16 protein-coding genes are annotated in these 21,635 nt (G+C 36.8%); 11 read left to right on the forward strand and 5 right to left on the reverse strand.

Annotation, left to right across the window (positions count from 1 at the left end; translation table 11 throughout):
• Positions 1 to 218 precede the first annotated feature (218 nt).
• The 4 genes from MMF97_RS05030 (at position 219) to MMF97_RS05045 (ending at position 4,577) form a co-directional block, all read left to right on the forward strand.
• Positions 219 to 1,499 (forward strand): replication-associated recombination protein A, encoded by a 1,281-nt coding sequence (locus MMF97_RS05030; RefSeq protein WP_243360227.1) that lies wholly within the window; start codon positions 219 to 221, stop codon positions 1,497 to 1,499.
• An 8-nt stretch (positions 1,500 to 1,507) separates the two neighbouring features.
• Positions 1,508 to 2,980, forward strand: coding sequence for a DUF5687 family protein (locus tag MMF97_RS05035; RefSeq protein WP_243360229.1), 1,473 nt, complete (start codon positions 1,508 to 1,510; stop codon positions 2,978 to 2,980).
• A 4-nt stretch (positions 2,981 to 2,984) separates the two neighbouring features.
• Positions 2,985 to 3,680, forward strand: a complete 696-nt coding sequence (locus MMF97_RS05040) for an ABC transporter ATP-binding protein (RefSeq protein ID WP_243360231.1) — start codon at positions 2,985 to 2,987, stop codon at positions 3,678 to 3,680.
• A 216-nt stretch (positions 3,681 to 3,896) separates the two neighbouring features.
• Positions 3,897 to 4,577, forward strand: a complete 681-nt coding sequence (locus tag MMF97_RS05045) for an OmpA family protein (protein ID WP_243360232.1) — start codon at positions 3,897 to 3,899, stop codon at positions 4,575 to 4,577.
• Between the two features lie 71 nt (positions 4,578 to 4,648).
• Here MMF97_RS05045 and MMF97_RS05050 read toward each other — a convergent pair whose 3' ends face one another.
• Positions 4,649 to 4,993 (reverse strand): hypothetical protein, encoded by a 345-nt coding sequence (locus MMF97_RS05050; protein ID WP_243360234.1) that lies wholly within the window; start codon positions 4,991 to 4,993, stop codon positions 4,649 to 4,651.
• Between the two features lie 77 nt (positions 4,994 to 5,070).
• On the opposite strand from MMF97_RS05050, the gene MMF97_RS05055 reads away from it, so the two are divergent.
• Together MMF97_RS05055 and hutH are read left to right on the forward strand one after the other, a co-directional pair.
• The gene (locus MMF97_RS05055) at positions 5,071 to 6,084 is read left to right on the forward strand and encodes a Gfo/Idh/MocA family oxidoreductase (RefSeq protein WP_243360236.1); all 1,014 of its coding nucleotides are present in this window, start codon (positions 5,071 to 5,073) and stop codon (positions 6,082 to 6,084) included.
• 145 nt (positions 6,085 to 6,229) lie between these two features.
• Positions 6,230 to 7,720: a histidine ammonia-lyase gene (hutH, locus tag MMF97_RS05060; protein ID WP_243360238.1), complete on the forward strand. Its 1,491-nt coding sequence runs from the start codon at positions 6,230 to 6,232 to the stop codon at positions 7,718 to 7,720.
• A 144-nt stretch (positions 7,721 to 7,864) separates the two neighbouring features.
• Here hutH and MMF97_RS05065 read toward each other — a convergent pair whose 3' ends face one another.
• Both MMF97_RS05065 and MMF97_RS05070 read right to left on the reverse strand, forming a co-directional pair.
• Entirely contained in the window at positions 7,865 to 10,177 is a 2,313-nt protein-coding gene (locus tag MMF97_RS05065) for a TonB-dependent receptor (protein WP_243360240.1), read from the reverse strand.
• A 93-nt stretch (positions 10,178 to 10,270) separates the two neighbouring features.
• A complete protein-coding gene (locus MMF97_RS05070) occupies positions 10,271 to 10,603 on the reverse strand; it encodes a hypothetical protein (protein ID WP_243360241.1) in 333 nt (110 codons plus the stop codon).
• A 90-nt stretch (positions 10,604 to 10,693) separates the two neighbouring features.
• On the opposite strand from MMF97_RS05070, the gene hutU reads away from it, so the two are divergent.
• Complete coding sequence (gene hutU, locus MMF97_RS05075; RefSeq protein ID WP_243360243.1) at positions 10,694 to 12,340, forward strand: urocanate hydratase; 1,647 nt, start codon at positions 10,694 to 10,696, stop codon at positions 12,338 to 12,340.
• 45 nt (positions 12,341 to 12,385) lie between these two features.
• Entirely contained in the window at positions 12,386 to 13,018 is a 633-nt protein-coding gene (locus MMF97_RS05080) for a hypothetical protein (RefSeq protein WP_243360244.1), read from the forward strand.
• Between the two features lie 56 nt (positions 13,019 to 13,074).
• Here the strand turns inward: MMF97_RS05080 and MMF97_RS05085 are convergent, their stop codons facing one another.
• Positions 13,075 to 15,858, reverse strand: a complete 2,784-nt coding sequence (locus tag MMF97_RS05085; RefSeq protein WP_243360246.1) for an outer membrane beta-barrel protein — start codon at positions 15,856 to 15,858, stop codon at positions 13,075 to 13,077.
• Between the two features lie 258 nt (positions 15,859 to 16,116).
• On the reverse strand, positions 16,117 to 16,716 hold the full coding sequence (locus MMF97_RS05090; RefSeq protein WP_243360248.1) for a hypothetical protein: 600 nt from the start codon (positions 16,714 to 16,716) through the stop codon (positions 16,117 to 16,119).
• Positions 16,717 to 16,903: 187 nt separating this feature from the next.
• On the opposite strand from MMF97_RS05090, the gene MMF97_RS05095 reads away from it, so the two are divergent.
• The 3 genes from MMF97_RS05095 (at position 16,904) to MMF97_RS05105 (ending at position 21,594) form a co-directional block, all read left to right on the forward strand.
• Positions 16,904 to 19,327, forward strand: a complete 2,424-nt coding sequence (locus tag MMF97_RS05095; protein ID WP_243360250.1) for a PIG-L family deacetylase — start codon at positions 16,904 to 16,906, stop codon at positions 19,325 to 19,327.
• 23 nt (positions 19,328 to 19,350) lie between these two features.
• Positions 19,351 to 19,749: a GxxExxY protein gene (locus MMF97_RS05100; RefSeq protein ID WP_262916090.1), complete on the forward strand. Its 399-nt coding sequence runs from the start codon at positions 19,351 to 19,353 to the stop codon at positions 19,747 to 19,749.
• 135 nt (positions 19,750 to 19,884) lie between these two features.
• Positions 19,885 to 21,594, forward strand: coding sequence for a sodium:solute symporter (locus tag MMF97_RS05105; RefSeq protein ID WP_243360253.1), 1,710 nt, complete (start codon positions 19,885 to 19,887; stop codon positions 21,592 to 21,594).
• Positions 21,595 to 21,635 lie beyond the last annotated feature (41 nt).

Here is a 21,635-nt window from a genome sequence, read left to right on the forward strand (position 1 = left end):
TTTTTATATTTTTATTCTTGATGCACAAATGTATTTAAAATATAAATCAAATTGTGAAAGCAATAAGGTAAAAATCATGGGATTAAATTATTTAGAAACATTCTAAGAAAAAACGCGCAAACTTTTCCATGACAATCGGAGAGTTCGTATTTGGTTAAAAATATAAAGCCAACAGACATATATCTATAGAAAAATTGATATTTTAATTACCTTTAACTATGCAAAATATTCCACCTTTAGCCGAACGTATGCGCCCTCAAAATCTGGATGAATATGTAGGTCAGAAGCATTTAGTAGGTAAAGATGCCGTGCTGAGAAAAGCCATTGAAAGCGGCCGTATCCCCTCTATGATATTCTGGGGACCACCGGGAGTTGGAAAAACGACTTTAGCTACAATCATTTCTCATAGTCTAGACCGCCCCTTCTTTAATCTGAGTGCAATCAACTCTGGTGTAAAAGAAGTAAGAGAAGTCATAGATAAGGCCGCTGCTTTAAAAGACAGTTTTATGGGGCAGCCTATTCTGTTTATAGATGAGATTCATCGTTTCAGTAAATCGCAACAAGACAGTTTGCTTGGTGCTGTTGAACGCGGCTTGGTTACTTTAATAGGTGCTACTACAGAAAACCCAAGTTTTGAAGTTATCTCGGCTTTATTGTCGAGGTGTCAGGTATATATTTTACAAAACTTGTCTGAGGATGAATTGGTGGGGTTATTAAATACAGCCATTCAAAAAGATGAAATTCTTTCTGCTAAAAAAATCACCATAAAAGAACATGAAGCTTTGATCCGTCTGAGCGGAGGAGATGCCCGACGACTTTTAAATGTGTTGGAAATTGCCATAAACGGAATAGGCGGCGATGTAATAGAACTAACCAATGAGAATGTTTTGGCACATGCGCAACAAAACATGGCGCTTTATGATAAAGCAGGAGAACAGCATTATGATATTATTTCTGCCTTTATAAAATCAATAAGAGGCAGCGACCCCAATGCAGCTGTATATTGGCTTGCCCGGATGATAGAAGGTGGAGAAGATCCTTCTTTCATTGCAAGAAGGTTACTGATCCTGGCATCTGAAGATATAGGTAATGCAAACCCCAATGCCTTGCTATTAGCCAATAATTGTTTTCAGGCTGTAAATGTGATCGGCTATCCCGAAGCACGTATCATATTGTCACAATGCGTAACCTATATGGCCTCATCTGCTAAAAGTAATGCCGCTTATGAAGCAATTAATAAGGCACAGGCTCTTGTAAGACAGACAGGAGATCTGCCGGTACCTTTGCATCTAAGAAATGCGCCAACTAAGCTGATGAAAAACATAGGCTATGGTAAAGAATATAAATATGCCCATGCTTATGAGGGTAATTTTGTAGAACAAGAATTTATGCCTGAAAATTTAAGTGGAACAAAGCTTTATGATCCGGGTAAAAATGCGGCCGAAGAAAAATTAAGGGAAAAACTGAAACAAAACTGGGGAAACAAATACCAATACTAAAAACGCATATGATATCAACTTTCTTAAACCACCAATGGAAATCTTTTTGGCGCAGTAGAAATAAAGGGTCAAGTATTATTGTACAGATTATCTTAGGACTTTTTATGCTGTATCTTTTAGCTGTAGCTATAGGTGTCGGGTTTCTCATGCCGGTACTACTAGAAAAAACTCTGCCTAAAGTAAACCTTATCGAGGCATTTAATGGACTTATTCTTTATTATTTTATGTTGGATATAGCCATGCGCATACAATTACAGGAATTGCCAACCCTAAGTATTGTGCCTTATTTGCATCTTAAAATAAAAAGAAAAACTATTGTCAATTTTCTGAATGTAAGAGCTCTTATTAATTTCTTTAATTTTCTGCCTCTCTTTATTTTCCTGCCCTTTGTGTTTACCCGCATTTACTCATTTTATGGAGCAGGAACTTTGGCTGGATATGTGTGCGCTATTTTAAGCTTAACCATGCTTAATAACTTCCTTATCCTCTATGTTAAAAGGAAATCGATTAATAATATCGCTTATTTTGGGATAATACTTCTTGCTGTATTTGTGCTAATGGGTTTGGATTATTACCATATTGTATCTATACGTAGCCTATCCAATACTTTATTTACAGGTATTGCTCTACATCCTTACTTATCCATTATTTTGGCAGCTATCGCTTTTGCAATGTTTAAGCTAAATAGTGCATTTTTAAGTGCTAACCTTTATACAGAAGAACTGGGTTCTAAAGAACAGAAAAAAGTAAGTACAGACTACGCTTTCTTTAATCGTTTTGGCAGAGTAGGTGAGCTGGCAGCGCTTGAATTTAAACTTATTTTAAGGCACAAGCGCTCGCGTACTGCGTTTTTTATGAGTATCTTATTTCTGTTATATGGTTTCATTTTTTACAAGGAAAAATTGGTGGCAAATAATGAGTTCGGAAAAATGCTTTTTGCCGCAGTTTTTATGACAGGTATAACCTTAGTAAATTATGGACAGTTCATGTTTGCCTGGCAAAGTGCCCATTTTGATGGCCTGCTGGTTAATAAGATAGACCACCGCGATTTTATAAAAGCCAAATACCTGCTTTTTACTTTAAGCTCAACCATTATCACTATTCTGTCGAGCTTTTACGTTGTGATTAGTTATAAAATATTGTTTATACACCTAGCTGCCTACTTTTTTAATATTGGTTTTGGTGCAACTCTGGTACTGTATATTGCTACATTTAACCGTAAGCGCCTCGATATTACAAAATCAGCCAGCTTTAACTGGCAGGGTGTAGGCGCTACTCAATGGATCTTGGCTTTTCCTTTATTATTATTGCCATTTGTAATTTATGTGCCTTTTGGTATGATGAACCAACCCTATTGGGGGTTGCTGGCGTTAGGAATTTTTGGATTAACAGCATTGCTGCTGAGAAATTTCTTTATAGATATTATTGTAAAAAGATTTGAAAAAGAAAAATATAAAATAGCCGAAGGCTTTAGAGAATAAGACTATGTTAACAATAAGAGATTTAAAAAAAGTATATGCCCAGCGTTTGGCTGTAGATATTGATCATCTTGAAATCAAATCGGGAGAGGTTATAGGTTTGGTAGGAAATAACGGAGCCGGAAAAACCACGCTTTTCAGAATGATATTAGATCTGATCAGACCTGATGCTGGTGAAGTTTTATCAAAAGACCAGAACGTAGCTAAGGATACACAGTGGAAAAATTATACCGCTTCGTATTTGGATGAAGGTTTTTTGATAGATTACCTTACTCCTGAAGAGTATTTTAAATTTATTGGCAGTTTAAATGGATTTAACGAGGCTCATGTAGCCGATTGTTTAAACAGCTATACAGATTTTTTTAATGGTGAGATTTTAGGCAGAGGTAAATACATCAGAGATTTTTCAAAAGGAAACCAAAATAAAGTAGGTATTGTTGCTGCATTAATGCAGGAACCTGAACTTTTGATTTTAGATGAGCCTTTTGCGAACTTAGATCCGAGTACTCAAATAAGATTGAAAACGATTATCAAAAAATTAAAAGAACGCAGGGGTTTTACCTGCTTGATATCAAGCCATGATTTAAATCATGTTACAGATGTATGCGATAGAATTATCCTGCTTGAAAAAGGAAAAGTAATCAAGGATTTCCATACAAATGAAAATTCATTGAAAGAACTGGAGAGTTATTTTTCTGCTTAATTGTACAAAATTATGGTCAGTGGGGAGGTAAAAATGAGTAACGGATTTACCGATTTGATTTTGCAATTATTGTAAAAAGGCAGTATATGCTGTTAAAAATTAAACCTAACGCATTTTAATTCAGTATTTTTTGAGGTTAACATGTCGGTCTATTAATTTTTGGCATCAGGTTTGAATAGATAGCCACATAATAAACTAATTATAAAGTACAAAAAGATGGTGATTTCAAAATTTAAAACAGCAACATTAGCAGTAGCCCTATCAGTAGGAGCAATGTTATTTCAAAGTTGCGACAGCTTAAATAATACACAAAAAGGAGCAGGTATTGGTGCTGCGGCTGGTGGAGTAATTGGCGCTTTAATAGGCAAAAAAGCAGGTAACACAGCTGTTGGTGCTGTTATTGGTGCTGCTGTAGGTGGTACTGCCGGTGGTTTTATCGGTAAAAGAATGGATAAACAGGCTGCAGAAATTAAAACAGCTATTCCGGGAGCAGACGTAATCAGAGAAGGTGAAGGAATTATTGTGAGATTTGACAGCGGTATCCTTTTCGACTTTAACAAAACCGATCTTAAAGATGAGGCTAAGAAAAATATTCAATCTTTAGCTGCTTCATTAAATCAATACCCAGGTACTGATGTAAAAGTAATCGGCCATACAGATAACATAGGTACTGCTGCAGTAAACCAATCGGTATCAGAGAAAAGAGCTGCTGCGGTTAAAGCTTATGCTGTGTCACAAGGTGTTCCGTCATCACGTTTAGTAACCGAAGGAAGAGGATTCTCAGACCCAATTGCTGATAATTCTACTGAAGCCGGAAGAGCTGCGAACCGTAGAGTTGAAATTGTAATCGTTGCTAACGACGAATTGAAAAAAGAAGCTGCACAAAAAGCAGGGTAAAACATAATATCTATCTATTAAAAACGTGAAAAGCCCGGAATATTCCGGGCTTTTTCATTTATAAGATACGGTTATTCGTAAATATCAGCAAAGTAATTTATGGCTAAAGACTTTAAGAGCATTTCCTGCTCAAGACCTGTATAGGCTGGTATCTTTTTGGTCAGTTTCCAATGTGGCCAACCATCCTGATCAAGACCTTCCAGCTCATAAAAACCCATTTCACTTAATAACCTGCAGGTCGCAATATGCATCAGCTCTTCTTTTTGCCTTTTGCTATACTTTTTAGGGCCTTTACCTAATTCCTGTACACCAATTAAAAAAAGAACAACCTTTAAATCCGGAATTTCAGAATCGAATTCACTGGCTATTTTGTTTTGTAATTGCTTCCACTTACTGTTAATTTCTGAAGGTTTCATAAAGGCAAATATACTGTATCCGTCTTTTTGTTGTTAAAATTTAAACCACATATAGGTCAAATTTTTAGCTTTGTTTAATGAGTACAGTCATAAATACAGGTTTACTGTCATTTGGTATGTCGGGTAAAGTCTTTCATGCACCTTTTATAGATGCGCATAAAGGTTTTGCTTTTAAGGCCGTAACAGAGCGAAATCAGAAACAGGCTCAACAAATCTATCCAGAAGTAATCAGTTATAATAAGGTTGATGATTTGATTGAAGATGAAACCTTAGATCTGATTATTGTCAATACACCCAACTATACGCACTGTGAATATGCTAAAGCAGCTTTGTTGGCTGGTAAGCATGTGCTGGTAGAAAAGCCTTTTGCTATTACAGTTAGCGAAGCACAATTACTCTTTGAATTGGCAGAAAAGCAGAATAAAAAGATAATGGTTTACCAAAACCGCAGGTACGATAGTGGATTTAAATTAACCAAACAAGTCATAGAAAGTGGGCAGTTGGGTAAATTAACCGATGTCTATTTCAGGTTTGACCGTTATAGAAATCATATCGGACCTAAAAAATTTAAAGAAGAACCTGTACCCGGAAGTGGACTTTTATACGATTTAGGGCCTCATTTACTTGATCAGGCCATTGCTTTATTTGGCAAACCACTTAACTTTTATAAAGTACTGTCTAAAAACCGTGAACATACCCAAGTTGATGATTACTTTTTTATTCACTTACAATATCCCGATCAGTTAAATGTTTATTTGCATGCAAGTATGTTGGTAGCCGATATTCCAGCTTCATTTATTGTAAATGGTACCTCAGGTTCTTTTTCAAAAAATCATGCTGATGTACAGGAAGGTCAGTTACTGAAAGGAATCAAACCAACAGCAGAAATCTATGGTGTTGAGCATAAAGAAGACATGGGCAAAATTACGTTAATGGAAGAGAACGGAGAGCGTAAAGTAATCAGACCGGCATCGCTTAAAGGAAATTACATGGAGTTATTTGATGCGGTTTACGCTACCCTTGTAAATGATGTACCTTTTCCGGTTACTCAACAGGATATTTTAACCCAGATAGAGATTTTGGAGTTTTAAGGGACGTTGATCGTCTTTGGGTGTTCGTTATGCATTGAATTGCTTAAGGATTTTCTAATTCCAGACTTCCAAATCGGTCATCGGACTTCCGGCTTTAGCCAATCCTTATAAATATTTATAAATTTGCTGATCTAACACAATTTAAATGAATGTATATGAAGTAGGGGCAGAAAAATTAAGCCTCGCAAAAATCGATTTTATATTAAAAAACCAAATTAAGATAAAACTGTCTAAAGAAGCGATAGACAAAGTTGAAAAATGTCGTCTTTATTTAGACCGTAAATTAGCCAAAAGCGAGGATCCTATCTATGGTATCAATACAGGTTTTGGTTATTTGCAAAATATCAAAGTAGATAGCAGTAAATTAACCCAATTACAGCATAACTTATTATTGTCTCATGCCTGCGGCACAGGCGCAGAAGTACCTAAGCAGATTGTAAAAATAATGCTGTTGCTTAAAATTCAATCTTTAAGCTATGGTCATTCTGCTGTAGCTTTAACCACTATACAGCGATTGGTAGATTTTTATAATTACAATGTTTCTCCAGTAATTTATACCCAGGGTTCTTTGGGTGCATCAGGTGATTTAGCACCTTTGGCACATTTAACCCTGCCCTTAATTGGCGAAGGTGAAGTTTGGTATAAAGATGAGCGGATGAGTACTACTAAACTGTATGAGCAGTTAAACTGGAAACCTTTGTTTTTGCAAAGCAAAGAGGGGCTGGCCTTGATTAATGGAACACAGTTTATGAGCGCTTATGGTGTATATTGTTTATTGCAGGCACAGAAACTTTCTACATGGGCAGATACTTCTGCAGCTATCGCTATTGATGCTTTTGATTGTCGTATAGATCCTTTTTTAAGCTTAAGCCATGAGATCAGACCGCACAAAGGACAATTAGACACAGCCAGAAATATTTCAGAATTGCTTAAAGGTAGCGAGCTGATCAATAAACCAGGCAAACAAACACAGGACCCTTATTCGTTCCGTTGTGTACCACAGGTGCATGGTGCAAGTAAAGATAGCATTGCTTATATTCAGTCGGTGTTCGAAACGGAGATTAATTCAGTAACAGATAACCCCAACGTTTTTCCGGATGAAGATCTTGTGATTTCGGCAGGTAATTTTCACGGACAACCTTTGGCTTTAACCTTAGATTTTTTATGTCTGGCTTTGGCTGAACTAGGTTCTATTTCTGAAAGGAGGACTTACCAACTGATATCGGGTAGCAGAGGATTACCTCCGTTCCTGGTTAAAGAAGCAGGATTAAATTCGGGCTTAATGATTACCCAATATACTGCGGCTTCAATTGTAAGTGAAAATAAACAATTGTGTACACCTGCCTCGGCAGATAGTATTGTAAGCAGTAACGGACAGGAAGATCATGTAAGTATGGGTGCAAATGCCGCAACCAAATGTTTAAGAGTAGTAGAAAATTTAGAGCGCATCTTAGCTATAGAACTGATTACAGCAGCACAGGCGTTAGACTTGCGAAGACCTGAAAAATCATCTGAAAAGATCGAAAGCTTAATGCAGGAATTTAGAAAAAGAGTTCCTTTTAATGAAACAGACCGGATACTTTCTGTTGATATTAAATCTGCGGTAAATTTTATCGGAACATACCAATTAAACTAAAATAGAAGAAGGTATCTAAAAGTTCTTTCGTCATTCCGTACTCGATACGGAATCTTTAAAATATAATTAAGATCCTGAAACAAGTTCAGGATGACGATAAATCTATTTTAGATACCTTCTTTTCATTATAATAATCGTTTTTACTTACAGTGGTATATTGATACCAAAACTTACATTACGACCCGGATTGTAAATATTAGCCAGTTTATAGCGGCTTAAATGGTTATAATAAAGTTTATTGGTAAGATTCTGTCCTGTAATCCAAACATTAATCTTGCCTTTTGGTGTTTTAAAAGAGGTCCCAATACCTGCGTCTAATAAGGTATAACCATCTGTCTCTGTTTCAAAAACATCAAAACGATCTTGTTTAAATACATTGTTTAAACCCACTTTAATAAAACTGTCTTCTAACCCTTTAATTTCGGGTTCGAATCTGATCTCATTGTTTAAACTGGCTGCCGGAATAAAAGGCAGAGGCGAGTTGGTAGCATTATTAGTGCCTTTAACATAAGCAAAGGTATTTTCAAAATGTAAAGATTTAACCAAATGGAAATCTACAGAAGCTTCTCCGCCCATTAAAGTTGCATTAGTTTGCAGGTATCTGTAAACCGGTAAAGTTTCTGTAATGCCCGTATGATGATCGCCTACCTGTATAGTTTCGTTGTTAAGATTAGCCAGATAAATGTAATCGTATATAGAATTATGGTATGCATTTAAACCAAGCGTTATACTTTTTGCGTGATATTCTAAGCCCAGATCAAATTGCAGACTGGTCTCCTGTTTTAAACTACTGTTACCAATCTCATACCTGAAAGTACCTTCGTGTTTCCCGTTAGAACCCAATTCGGCAATGTTTGGTGCTCTAAACCCCGATCCGATATTACCTTTAATATTGAAATCTTTGGCTAATTCAAAAGCAAACCCTGCCGAAGCAGTCAGATTAGAAAATTTATTGTCGAAAGCTTTAAAGATTTCATGGCTATGGTTACCATGATCTTCTATCAGTTCATCGCCGTTTATCTTTTTATAATCGTAACGTACGCCTGCGTTAATAGCACCGTTGGTAAAGTTCCTTTTTAAATAAACAAATGCACCAATATTATCGCTGCGGTAATCTGGTATTAGAAATTCATCTCCGCTGTTTACGTTTTTCTGATACATGCCTTGTACACCTATGGCAGGTTCCCATTTACCGTTACCAGCAAATAAATACTTAACATCGTAAGTAAATGAGCTTAAACCTAAGTGTAAACCCGGTTCGGTAGGGCTGTCTTCAAATTCTTTTCTGATATTTTTCTGGAAAGCAAAAGTGCTTTTTAGTTGCCCACCGTTAATAAGAATATTGCTGTTCAATGCGGCTCTGTAGTGGTTAATATTTTGGAAAGGCACTTCAAGTCTTCGCTGTCTTGCCTCATCATTTGAAATAACCTCGCCATCTTCATCCAAGAAATCGCCACTGGCATCGGGTCCACTTTCAACAAGTCCTATATTAGTGCTAAAGCGCGATAAGTTCAAATGAGTGTAGCCCCAGGTTTTATTTAAACCCAACATGGTACTGAAATCTGTTTCGTTATAGCCAGAATTAGGTACTACTTTGTCTTTGTAACTAAATCCGTAAGCATTTTTATAAGAAGCCCTGCCACGGTACACAAAGCCATTGTCATTACCCTGAAACATTAATGAAGAACCCATTAATCCACCATTAGTAGAATAATTTGCATTGAAATTACCATTAAAAGTTCCCGGAGGAGGTACCAAATCGTCGATAATATTAATTACACCGCCAAGTGCATCAGAACCATATAATAAACTTGCCGGACCTTTCAATACTTCAACTCTCGAAGCCGCAAACTGATCGGCTAAAATACCATGCTCGTCTCCCCATTGCTGGCCTTCTTCGCGGGCACCATCAACCATGGTTAATACTCTGTTATAGCCTAATCCTCTAATGGTTGGTTTAGAAATGGCACCACCTGTAGTAACCTGAGATATACCAGGCACTTTGGCAATAGCATCTACCAGGTTGGTTCCTGCTGCCTGTGCCAATTTCTGTTTATTTACCGTTACAACGGCTAAACTATTGGTTTTGCTGTTTGCGCTTGAAGGCGTTCCGGTAATCACAACTTCGGCACTTTCAACTACAGACGGTTCTAATGCAAACTCAATATCGTTCTTTGAAGCAAAATCAATCAATTGAGAAGAGGTTTTATAGCCAATATAACGTACTTCTACCAGAAACTTACCCTTTACAGGTACGTTTTTAAATATAAACTCGCCGGTATTACCGGTAATAACAGTGGTTTTTAAATCAGAAATAAAAACGGTTGCTCCAGCTAAAGGTTCTTTAGTAGCCGCATCGGTAACTTTTCCCTTGATATCAATAAATGCAGGATGAGCAAAAATATTTTGAAAGGCCAATAAAAAAAGGCCGACAAAAAGAATAAATGATTTTTTCATGTATATAAAAAGGCAGCGCCTAATTAATATTAAACTTTAGTTAATTGAAGGTAAGGCACATCGGCTTTGCCGGGTGCAAAAAAAATACAAAGTTTAACTTAAGGCAGGAGGGCCTCTTAGCGAGGTAGAGATGAGCTGAACAAAAGAACCGCTTACTACAGGTGCAATTCTTCGCATTAACTTGCTGCTTAAATAAGTATAATAACTTAAAGAAGCAATGGTATAATTTTTTTCAAAGTGGGCTTTACATATCAAACAATGATCCTGATTAGATTTTACGTGTACAGAGTGTGTACATGTTTTTTCTACCGGAACATCATTTACTTGGTGATGGTGTAAAGCACCCCATGGCGTAATGGCAATACCAAATACCCATAACATGATTATGGTAAAAAATTGTTTGATATTTGCGTTGCGCTTTTTCACTTTAAGCACAAAATTAAGCAAATAATAATAACTTTACGCGCATTTATTTGTAACAAAAGGCTTAACTATTACTATATATAAACACCAGATATGAACCTAAAAGTTAATCAAACCCCTAACGGTACACAACTCAATTGTAAAGGATGGATACAGGAAGCAGCCTTAAGAATGTTGCTTAATAACCTTAATCCGGAGGTGGCAGAACGTCCAGAAGATTTAATTGTATATGGAGGCAGAGGAAAAGCTGCCCGTAATATGGAGAGTTTAGAGTTGATCATTAAAGCTTTAAAGAGCCTTGAAGAAGATGAAACACTTTTAATTCAGTCGGGTAAACCCGTTGGCATTTTACCTACACATAAAGATGCGCCAAGAGTGTTGATCTCTAATTCACAATTGGTGCCAAAATGGGCTACACAGCAACATTTTGATGAGCTTGAAGATAAAGGATTGATGATGTACGGACAGATGACTGCCGGATCATGGATTTATATCGGTTCTCAGGGTATTGTACAGGGAACATACGAAACCTACGCAGCATTGGCACGTAAACATTTTAACGGTAGCTTAAAAGGTACATTGAATGTTACGGCCGGATTAGGCGGAATGGGTGGAGCACAACCTTTGGCCATTACCATGAATGAAGGTGTTTGTCTTGCGGCAGATGTAGAAGAATGGCGTATCAAAAAACGTCTTGAAACCCGTTATATTGATGAGATTGCTTATGATATTGATGAAGCCATAGATCGTGCTTTAAAATACAAGGCTGAAAATAAAGCCATTTCAATAGGTGTGGTTTGCAATGCTGTTGAGTTGTTGCAGCGTTTAATAGACAGAAATATCACACCTGATACATTGACCGACCAGACTTCTGCTCACGATCCTTTAATCGGTTATTTCCCTGAAGGGTTAACGGTTGAAGAAGCCGCAAAACTGAGAGTTGAAAACCCAGACAAATATGTAGAACGTTCTTATGCCACCATGGCCAAACATGTACAGCAAATGCTTGAATTGCAAAAAAGAGGTGCCATCACTTTTGATTATGGAAATAATCTGAGAGGCAGAGCACTGGAAGTTGGTGTAAAAAATGCATTTGATTTTCCAGGTTTTGTGCCGGCTTACATTAGACCATTGTTTTGCGAAGGAAAAGGTCCTTTTAGATGGGCTGCTTTAAGTGGCGATCCGCAAGATATTTATGAAACCGATAAGGTTATCCTGGAGCTATTCCCAGAAAATGAAAGTTTACGCCGCTGGATTACCATGGCACAAGAGCGTATTGCTTTTCAGGGCTTACCGGCACGTATTTGTTGGTTAGGCCAGGGCGAACGTGAAAAAGCCGGTTTGGCATTTAATAAACTGGTTGCCGAAGGTAAAGTTAAAGCACCGATTGTAATTGGTCGTGATCATTTAGACACAGGTTCAGTAGCTTCACCTAATAGAGAAACAGAGGCTATGTTAGATGGTTCTGATGCAGTTGCAGACTGGCCAATCTTAAATGCGCTGATCAATACTGCAGGAGGAGCAAGCTGGGTTTCGTTGCATCACGGAGGCGGTGTAGGCATAGGTTATTCTATACATGCAGGTATGGTAATCGTTGCCGATGGTACCGAAGATGCTGCAAAAAGATTAAAACGAGTATTGCATAATGATCCGGCAATGGGCGTAATTCGTCATGCCGACGCAGGTTATGATATTGCAAAAGATACCTTGCGTAAATACAGACTGGGCTTAAACCTCTAAAAGTTTTTTTGCTTTTTGTAATTAAAATAGTTTTAACTTAGCCATATGGAACAACATAACTTTGATGTAGATTTTGTAATCCCTTATTCAAAACAAAAGGTAAAAATCAATTCAGATATTGTACAGGTAGATCAGACTACTATTCGTTGCGAAGATATTGATGCCGTAAAATATGGCGTTTCTTTAATTGGTGGAGCTAAAAAGCCTCAGCGTAAGATATATGCAATAGAGGTAAAAAGTAAAGATGGCAAAACAGTTCATATTCAGTTTAGCAGCACTAAAGTTGAAGAAATGCTGGCCGAAGATCATACTTATTATTACATCATGTCTGGTTTATGGCAAAATGTGAAAAAGCATTTGGTGAATCGTTTTATTACCCAGCTTAATGAACAGCAAGCACTGGAAGTAGGCAATGCCAAGTTTGATCACCAGGGTTTTGTAATGCCTTATAAAACCTGGTTTTGGGGTAAAACTAAAACTACGGTAGTGCCATGGACAAACATCAGGTATTTTCAGGATAAAGGAATGTTGCATATACAGGATATGCATGATGGGAAGAAAAAGCTAGCTTTAAGCTTACATGATGATTGGAACGCGGTTGTTCTGAATACTTTGATGCACTATTTATGGCAGGATCAGAGGAAAGAAAAACTACAAAAAGGAGAGCAAATCTCGTAAAAATATAAAAATTAAAAAGGCCGCAATTGCGGCCTTTTATTATTAATCAAACTACGCTAAAACCTAAACATAGTTTCTCTTCCGCCTACCTTACCTCCAAAGTTTTGGATATTGTAAGTTAAAGTAAGCAAACCGTGACGACCCAGATTGTTTGTCCTGATCGTATTTAATGCGTTTGCGGTTATATAGGCATAATTTCTTAAGTTGGTATTCAGGATATCATTTACAGAGGCTTTTAATTGCAACCTGTCATTTTTCATGAACAATAAGGTAACAGCAGCATTCCAGATTTGTTGAGTATTGTTATAACCTTGTATTTTTTGGTTATCATATTGTAAGCGGTAAGTGGTTTCCCAAACGATCTTTTTAGGGAAACGGATGATCAATTCTGAATCTGAATTCTGAGAAGTATAACTTAGATTCTTATAGAACTCAGTTTCATACTTACTGTTGTTAAAGGTAACGCTGTAGGTTTCACTAAACTCTATTTTATCATTTAAGTTGATGCGACCACCAATTCTTGGGCCAAATTGTAAAATGTTGCTGTGGCTACGTTCATTATTTACCAGAACTACACCGCGGTTAAAATTAGACCAGAATCCTGTGTTAAGGTTGTACTGGAACTTAGGATTATTTTTAAAGTCTTTAGAAAGATTGCCGTTAGCGTGGAATTGCCATATGCCATTTGCGTTTACAGGTGTACTTTCCTGTCTACCATCAGTATATATAGTTTTTGACATGATAATGCCATCGTTCTGAATACTACCTCCTAAATAAGCGTTGTAGCTCAAAGTTCTTTTGGTATCATATTTATAAACATTCAGGTTAATCTGATGTGTTTTAGAGGGCTTAAGATAAGGATTACCATTTTGCTTAAATAAATTATCGGTATTGTTCGGTACAGGTTGTAAATATGAAATATCAGCTTCCCTGAAACTTGGTGTATAACTCAGGTTAAGGTCTTTATATTTTACCGTTAACTGAGGTGCAAAGAAGGTGTAATTCTGGTTAATTTGAGGGTTGTTTAAGAATTTATTCTCTAAATCTATCGTATTGAAAACAATACCCGGTTGTATATTAAAGCTTTGGTTTATTTTCCATTTAAGGGTTACGCGGGTATTGGTTTTAAAACCACTTTGCATTACCGTTTCTGATAAGTTTGGTATGGCAATATCATAAGCCTGATTGGCTGGATTTTTATAAAACGTACTCAAAGCATTTTCATTATCAATATAATTACCATTGGTAACAATACCTAAAGTTAATTTTTTACTCAAAGGCTCACTGTAATTTAAGCTTAAGTAAGTGTTAAAGTTACGTATGTTGGTATTTCTTAATTGGTCTCTGGTAGTTGAAGAGATAGGGTTGAAAAAATTAGTATTATTGAAATTGAAATCATCATTGTCATTCTCTTTTTTACTTACATTAAGAGAGATGTTTAATGAGCGGCCGGCTTTTTTAAAGTCTTTCCATAAATTGGTAGAAAGATTGTATTCTGTAGAAAGCCCCTTAACATTCGAGCTTCTGTTTCCATCGCTTATTTTCTGGTTATTTGAATCTTGATTTGAGGTTGAAGTTGCACTATAATTTCTGGTTTTTCCAAGTGAGATGCTAGGTTCAATGGTAAGTTGTGTAAGGCTATCTAATTTGGCTTCTATACGTCCACCAAAGTTATGCGTGTAATTGTTATTGTCCTGGTTACTAATGCTATTTGTAAACAGGCGATTATTGTTGTCGTAAGTCTGCTCAACATCAGTGAAACGTTCCGTAAGATTATTACCCTGCCCAAAAAAGTATTTGGCATTAATCTTTGTTCCTTTTTTAGTAAGCGTGTTAAAATTAGCACCGGCTCCTGCTGATTTTTGCACACCACCAGACATACCGCCGCCAAAAGAAATACCGTTAAGCGAATAAGCACCTTCAGAGTTAATCATAACACTGTTTACACCCGTTCTTTGAAAGCCACCAATACGCATTACATCGCTCATGTTAAAGCCCGGTTTATTGGCATTATTGCCATAGGCCAATACACTAACCTGTGTGGTATCTCTGAAAAAGTTCATGATACCGCCGGCTTCATAAAGATCTTTTATGCCTGCACCTGCATAAAGTTTACCAAAAGCCCCGCTTTTAATAGCTTTCTTAAGCTTAAGGTTGATCACTTGTGGAGTATTTGCTGCTAATATATCTGGATCACGTCTTTTTGCATCTTTATCATCAGTTACCTGTATCTTATCGATAATATTGGCAGGAAGATTTTTGGTTGCAATCTGCTGGTCTCCACCAAAGAATTCTTTGCCATCAACCAATATTTTACTTACAGTTTTGCCATTTACTGTAATATTGCCATCGTTGTCTATGCTTACACCAGGCAGTTTTTTTAACATATCTTCTACTACCGCACTAGGTAAAGTCTTAAATGATTCGGCATTAAATTCTATGGTGTCTTTGCGTACAATAACAGGTGGTCTTTCAGATTGGATTACTACTTCATTCAGTGTATTGGTTTTTTCGCTCAGGGCTATAGTGCCTAAATTTAGATTAGGCTGCCCAGCTTCTACCGTTATTTCTTTACGTACGATGTTATACATCCACGCATTGATTACAAGGCGGTATTTAACGCCAAGCTCCAAATTGTTGATCTTAAAAACACCTTTATCATCAGAAAGTCTATATGTACTTAATACGGTATCAGCACCTTTAAATACAGATACAGTAGCATAATTTAAAGTTCTCTTCGTGTTAACACTATCTACAAGCGTTCCGGTTACAGTACCTTTTTGAGCAAACGTAATAAGGGCACATACTACAAGTATAGCAGTTAGGGTAAATCTTCTCATGTAGGTTTATTTGTGGTTTTAGTGTTGTTGGTTTAAATCTACGGTTAATTCGTAATATAATTAATTCTTTAGTTGTAAAAAGCCTGTTGCATGCAAACTGTAGAATATCATAAATTCTTTCTTCAAAAAGACATTTGATATTTAGACGCAACGCCTTTAAAAATGTTGCACGTTTAAATGAAAAATAAAAAAGCTCTTATTAAAATGCCTGTTACACATTTAATAAGAGCCTGTTTGACTTGTATTTTAATGAAAAGATTATAGCAAGATTTTACTGCTAATTTCTTTATTGATGGTAATAAATCCAGGGTATTTAATGAGTTCATTTCCTACCCTTATAGAAGGTTTTATTTTAAGCGTAACCAGACCTTTTTTTTCAGATCCGTTGGTAGCTCCGGCAATGAATGAAGAAATGTCGTCAATAATTTTATTATCCGTTAAGAACTGGTAAACATTTGTGTTTAGCACCAGAGGAACTCTAACAGACTGGTTACTGCCAATATTTACAGATTGATCAACAAAGCCATTTGCAATTTCCTGTCGATTGATCAGGATTTTATATTCAAAATTGTTGATGGCTGCCAAGTCACCTGTTGGATTGGTAATCTCTAAGTTAAGTCTTGCTCTTAATGGAATATCTTTCCTCAATAAACCTAGTGCAATGCCGGGGAGGTTTACAGGATTTACTGCTTTACCATTAATCAGTTTTTTTACATCAGTACCCGCCAAAGAAATATCTGTGGCATCAATAACCCTGTATTCACATTTTTCTAATGCTCTAATCTGCTGCGCTTGCTTATTGATGCCACATGAGCCCAAACTTAAAACGATAAGACAAGCTAAAACTAAATTTTTCATATGTGTGTAGTTTAAAATAGTCGCAAGTGTACAGCTGTTTTAATCAGCAGAAAGCTAGGCTTCTATTTGAATAAAAAATATTTGTATATCTGCAACTTGTAAAAATATGCGATAAGTTCTGCAAACAGTGTTCCATTTCAAAAGCTTTAGTAAAATTTAGCTATTTTAGCCATACAACCAATATAGAATGAACGTCAAAAGACTTTTCCTTGCTGCTATGCTATTGCCGTGTCTTGTAAGCGCACAAATGCAAATGCCTGGTACGCTTAATGCTGCTGAAATAGCACAAGACATTGCTAGTCTGTCTGTAAAAGGCAGTGTACTTTATATCGCAGCCCATCCAGATGATGAAAATACCAGGTTGCTGGCTTATTTGGCCAAGGAAGCTAAAGTAAGAACAGCTTATTTATCACTGACCCGAGGAGATGGTGGGCAAAACTTAATTGGAAACGAACAGGCTGAACTCTTAGGACAAATCAGAACACAGGAGCTATTGGCGGCCCGGAGAGTTGATGGGGCTGGCCAGTTTTTTAGTCGGGCAAATGATTTTGGTTTTTCCAAAACCTCGGAGGAAACTTTTAAGATCTGGGGGAAAGAACAGATTTTAGCTGATGCAGTATGGATCATCAGAAAATTTAGACCTGATGTAATTATCACCCGTTTTCCTGAGGATGAGAGAGCTGGTCATGGTCATCATGCGGCTTCTGCAATTATAGCTAGGGAAGCTTTTGTGGCTGCTGCGGATCCAAAGCGATTTCCAGAACAATTAAAAAATGGTGTAAGCGTATGGCAGGCCAAACGCATTTTGTGGAATACCTACAATTTTGGCGGAAATAATACGACTGCACCTGATCAGTTAAAGATCAATGTAGGAGTTTATAATTCCCTTTTGGGAAGAAATTATGGTGAGATTGCCGCCATTAGCCGCACCAATCATAAAAGCCAGGGTTTTGGTTCGGCTTTGCAACGTGGCGAAGCTTTTGAGTTTTTTAGCCATACTGCTGGAGAACCTGCAAAAACTTCATTATTTGATGGAATTAATATCACTGTGGGCAATAAAGAAATCATCAATCTTTTAGCAAAAATCCAGCAGCAATATCAACTTAGTCAACCAGCAGCATCTTTGCCAGATTTATTGAAGTTAAAAAAATTGGCGGCTAAAGAGCAAGGTTTTAATCATCAATTATTAGACGAAGTGATTGCTGCTTGTGCAGGTTTATGGGCCGAAGCAGTGGTTCCTGAAGCAAGTTATGCAGTAGGCGATTCAGTTGCGGTTACGGTAAATGCTATTTACAGAGGTGCCACCCCATTGAAAGTAAAAGCTTCGGTAAATGGTAAGAGTCTTGATTTGCAAGAAAATCGCATGTCTTCTATTAAATACGGTATTAAAGCAAACCAATCAGACATTACTCAGCCATATTACCTCAAAAAAGAACATCCAATTGGGCATTATATAATCGATCAGCAAGAGGAAGTTGGCTATCCGGAAAATCCCAACAGCCTAACTGCAAAAGCAATTTTTAAATTGGACAATGAGCAGATTGAACTTGATTTGCCAATTTTATACAAATCTACAGACCCCATTAAAGGAGAACTTTACCAGCCGTTGGTAATTGCTCCACAGGTAACAGCTACCTTGAGTGATCAGGCTTATTTGTTTGTGAACCAACAACCAAAAAACATTGAAGTAACCCTGAAAAGTTTTACCAAGAATGTGGAAGGTGAGCTTGTCCCTATTTTACCAAGTGGATGGAAGACTAGTCCAGAGAAAATCAATTTTAAGTTTAATGCAAAAGGTGATGCACAATTAGTGGTATTTCAAATTACTCCAAGTGTGGCATCAATTACCGGAAAACTCAATTTACAAGTAAAAACCAATGGGCAGACGGAAAATAAAGGACTAAGAACCATTCGTTACGACCATATTCCTAATATCAATCTTTTTCCAGAAGCTACTGCTAAATTAGAAGTGGCCGATTTGAAAATCGCAGGAAAACGTATTGCTTACATAGATGGTGCAGGAGATTTAGTCGCTAATGCCTTACAACAAGCAGGATATCAGGTGGTACATTTGAACCCTTCGCAAGTATTGCTTAATGACCTTTCTACCTACGATGCGATTGTGACTGGGATAAGATTTTTCAATGTGAACGAAGAGGTTAAAAACATCTATCCTAAATTGATGGAATATGTAAAGAATGGAGGTGTTTTATTGGAGCAATACAATGTGAACAATGGATTGAAGTCAACTAATTTGGGTCCATATCCATTTAAACTGGTAAATAAACGGGTTACCGAAGAAGATGCGATAATAACCTTCACAAATCCAGCTCATGCTGCGCTGAATTATCCTAATAAAATTACCAGTAAAGATTTTGAAGGTTGGGTACAGGAAAGAGGCTTGTATTTTGCAGAAGATATTGATCCTAAATATGAAACGGTTTTAAAGATGAATGATACGAACGAAGCGGCTAACGATGGTTCGCTCCTGATTGCTAACTATGGTAAAGGCAAGTTTGTTTACACTTCTTTATCATTTTTCAGGCAACTGCCTGCAGGTGTTTCGGGAGCTTATCGTTTATTCGCAAATTTATTAGCAAAGCCACTATGATTTTTCTGATTAATTGATTTCCTATGATTAATGAACAGTACAAATATTCAGAGTTAACTTCTAAAATTATACACTGTGCGATGAATGTTCACAGCGCTCTAGGCAATGGATTTCAGGAAGCAATTTATCAGCGAGCGTTGGAAATTGAAATGATGTTGGAAAATATTTCCTTTAGTCGTGAATTTGAAATGCCCATCTTTTATAGGGAACAACGAATTGGTACAAGAAGAGTTGATTTTTTGGTTGAAGGTGTTATCTCTGTAGAACTTAAAGCAAGAACACAGATAGAAGACGTACATTTTGCGCAAGCAATTAATTATTTAGAAGCTTATAATTTGGAAATAGGTTTGCTCATTAATTTTGGAGAAAGAAGTCTGAATTTTAAACGACTTACAAATAAGAAATACAAGTCATCAAGGTAATCATAAAAATCAAATGAGTCATAGTAAAAACGAACTACCCCCATTTGTAAAAAGCTGGAAACAGTTTTATTACCTGCTGCTATTTTGGTTGGTGCTACTTATTGCTTTGTTTTACGCTTTTACTGAATATTTTCAATGAGTAATTTAGATTGGGCAGTGTTACTAATTACCCTGTTGGGAATAGTGAGTTATGGTGTTTATAAAAGTCGTGGTACCAGAAGCATGGACGCTTATCTGTTAGGTAGTCAAAGTATGCCCTGGTACACTGTTTGTCTTTCGGTGATGGCTACACAGGCTAGTGCAATTACCTTTTTATCAGCACCCGGTTTAGCTTATTCATCGGGGATGAGTTTTGTGCAATTCTATTTTGGCTTGCCATTGGCTATGATTGTATTGTGCATCACTTTCGTGCCTATTTTTCATAGATTGAAAGTATATACCGCCTATGAGTTTTTAGAACAACGCTTCGATTTTAAAACGAGAGCATTAACTGCTTTTTTATTTTTAATACAACGTGGACTATCTACAGGAATCACCATATACGCACCAGCCATTATCCTTTCCACCATCTTAAATATCAATGTGACCTATACTACTTTGTTTATGGGAGGATTGGTTATTTTTTATACGGTTTTTGGAGGGACAAAAGCAGTTTCATACACACAGCTATTGCAAATGACCATTATATTTTGCGGCTTATTTGCAGCAGGCGTAATGGTGGTACATCTGCTGCCTGAAAGTGTTGGCTTTAGTAAGGCGATTAATATTGCAGGTAAAATGGGTCGCACTAATGCCATTGATTTCGATTTTAGCTGGACTAATCCTTACAATGTTTGGAGCGGAATTATTGGTGGTTTCTTTTTGCAGTTGTCTTATTTCGGTACGGATCAGAGTCAGGTGGGTAGATATTTAACGGGCTCTTCGGTAGGGCAAAGCCGACTGGGATTATTAATGAACGGTTTGGTTAAAATTCCTATGCAGTTTTTGATCTTACTGATTGGCGTTTTGGTATTTACTTTCTACCAATACAACAAAGCACCACTGTTTTTTAATAGTTATGAATTACATAAACTGGAACATAGTGAGCATAGGGCTGAACTGGCAAATATCCAGTTAAAACACGATCAGCTTTTTGAAAAAAAGAAACAAGAAGTAGAAAAATTGGATGTTGCTTTAGCTACCCATAATCAGGCTTTGATTGATCAACAACGTACCTTGGTAAAGCAATATGATGAAGAAGGTAAAGTCATTAGAGGGGAATTGAAGGCTTTAATGATAAAGAATGATGCGGATGCAGCTACCAATGACAACAATTATATTTTCTTAAGTTTTGTAACACAGTATCTTCCAAAAGGATTGATAGGATTGCTCATTGCAATCATTTTTCTAGCGTCGATGGGTTCGACAGCCAGTGCTTTAAACTCTTTGGCTTCCACCACGGTAGTAGATATTTACAAGCGATTGATTAATAAAAGTGGTAACGATGGTGCTTATGTAAATGCTTCAAGATGGGCTACGGTTGGTTGGGGATTGGTTTGTGTGGTTATGGCTTTGTTTACCAGTAAAATTGGTAATTTGATAGAAGCGGTAAATATTCTGGGATCCTTTATTTACGGAACTATTTTGGGTGTGTTTTTGGTGGCTTTTTACTTGAAAAAAGTTAGAGGCAGAGCTGTTTTTTATGCGGCTATTTTAGCAGAAGTGATCGTATGTATTTTAGGATTTAAAGAAGTAGTTGCCTATTTATGGCTAAATGTAATTGGATGTTTATCAGTAGTGATCATTGCTTACTTGCTGCAAATGTTCATCGAAGAAAAAAGCAGTGAAGTATGTTCAGTAGCTTAAAAGAAAAAAGGCTCCCAATTTAGGAGCCTTTTAAATTATTT

It is taken from the genome of Pedobacter montanisoli, from assembly GCF_022809115.1.
In the GTDB taxonomy this organism is placed as follows: domain Bacteria; phylum Bacteroidota; class Bacteroidia; order Sphingobacteriales; family Sphingobacteriaceae; genus Pedobacter; species Pedobacter montanisoli.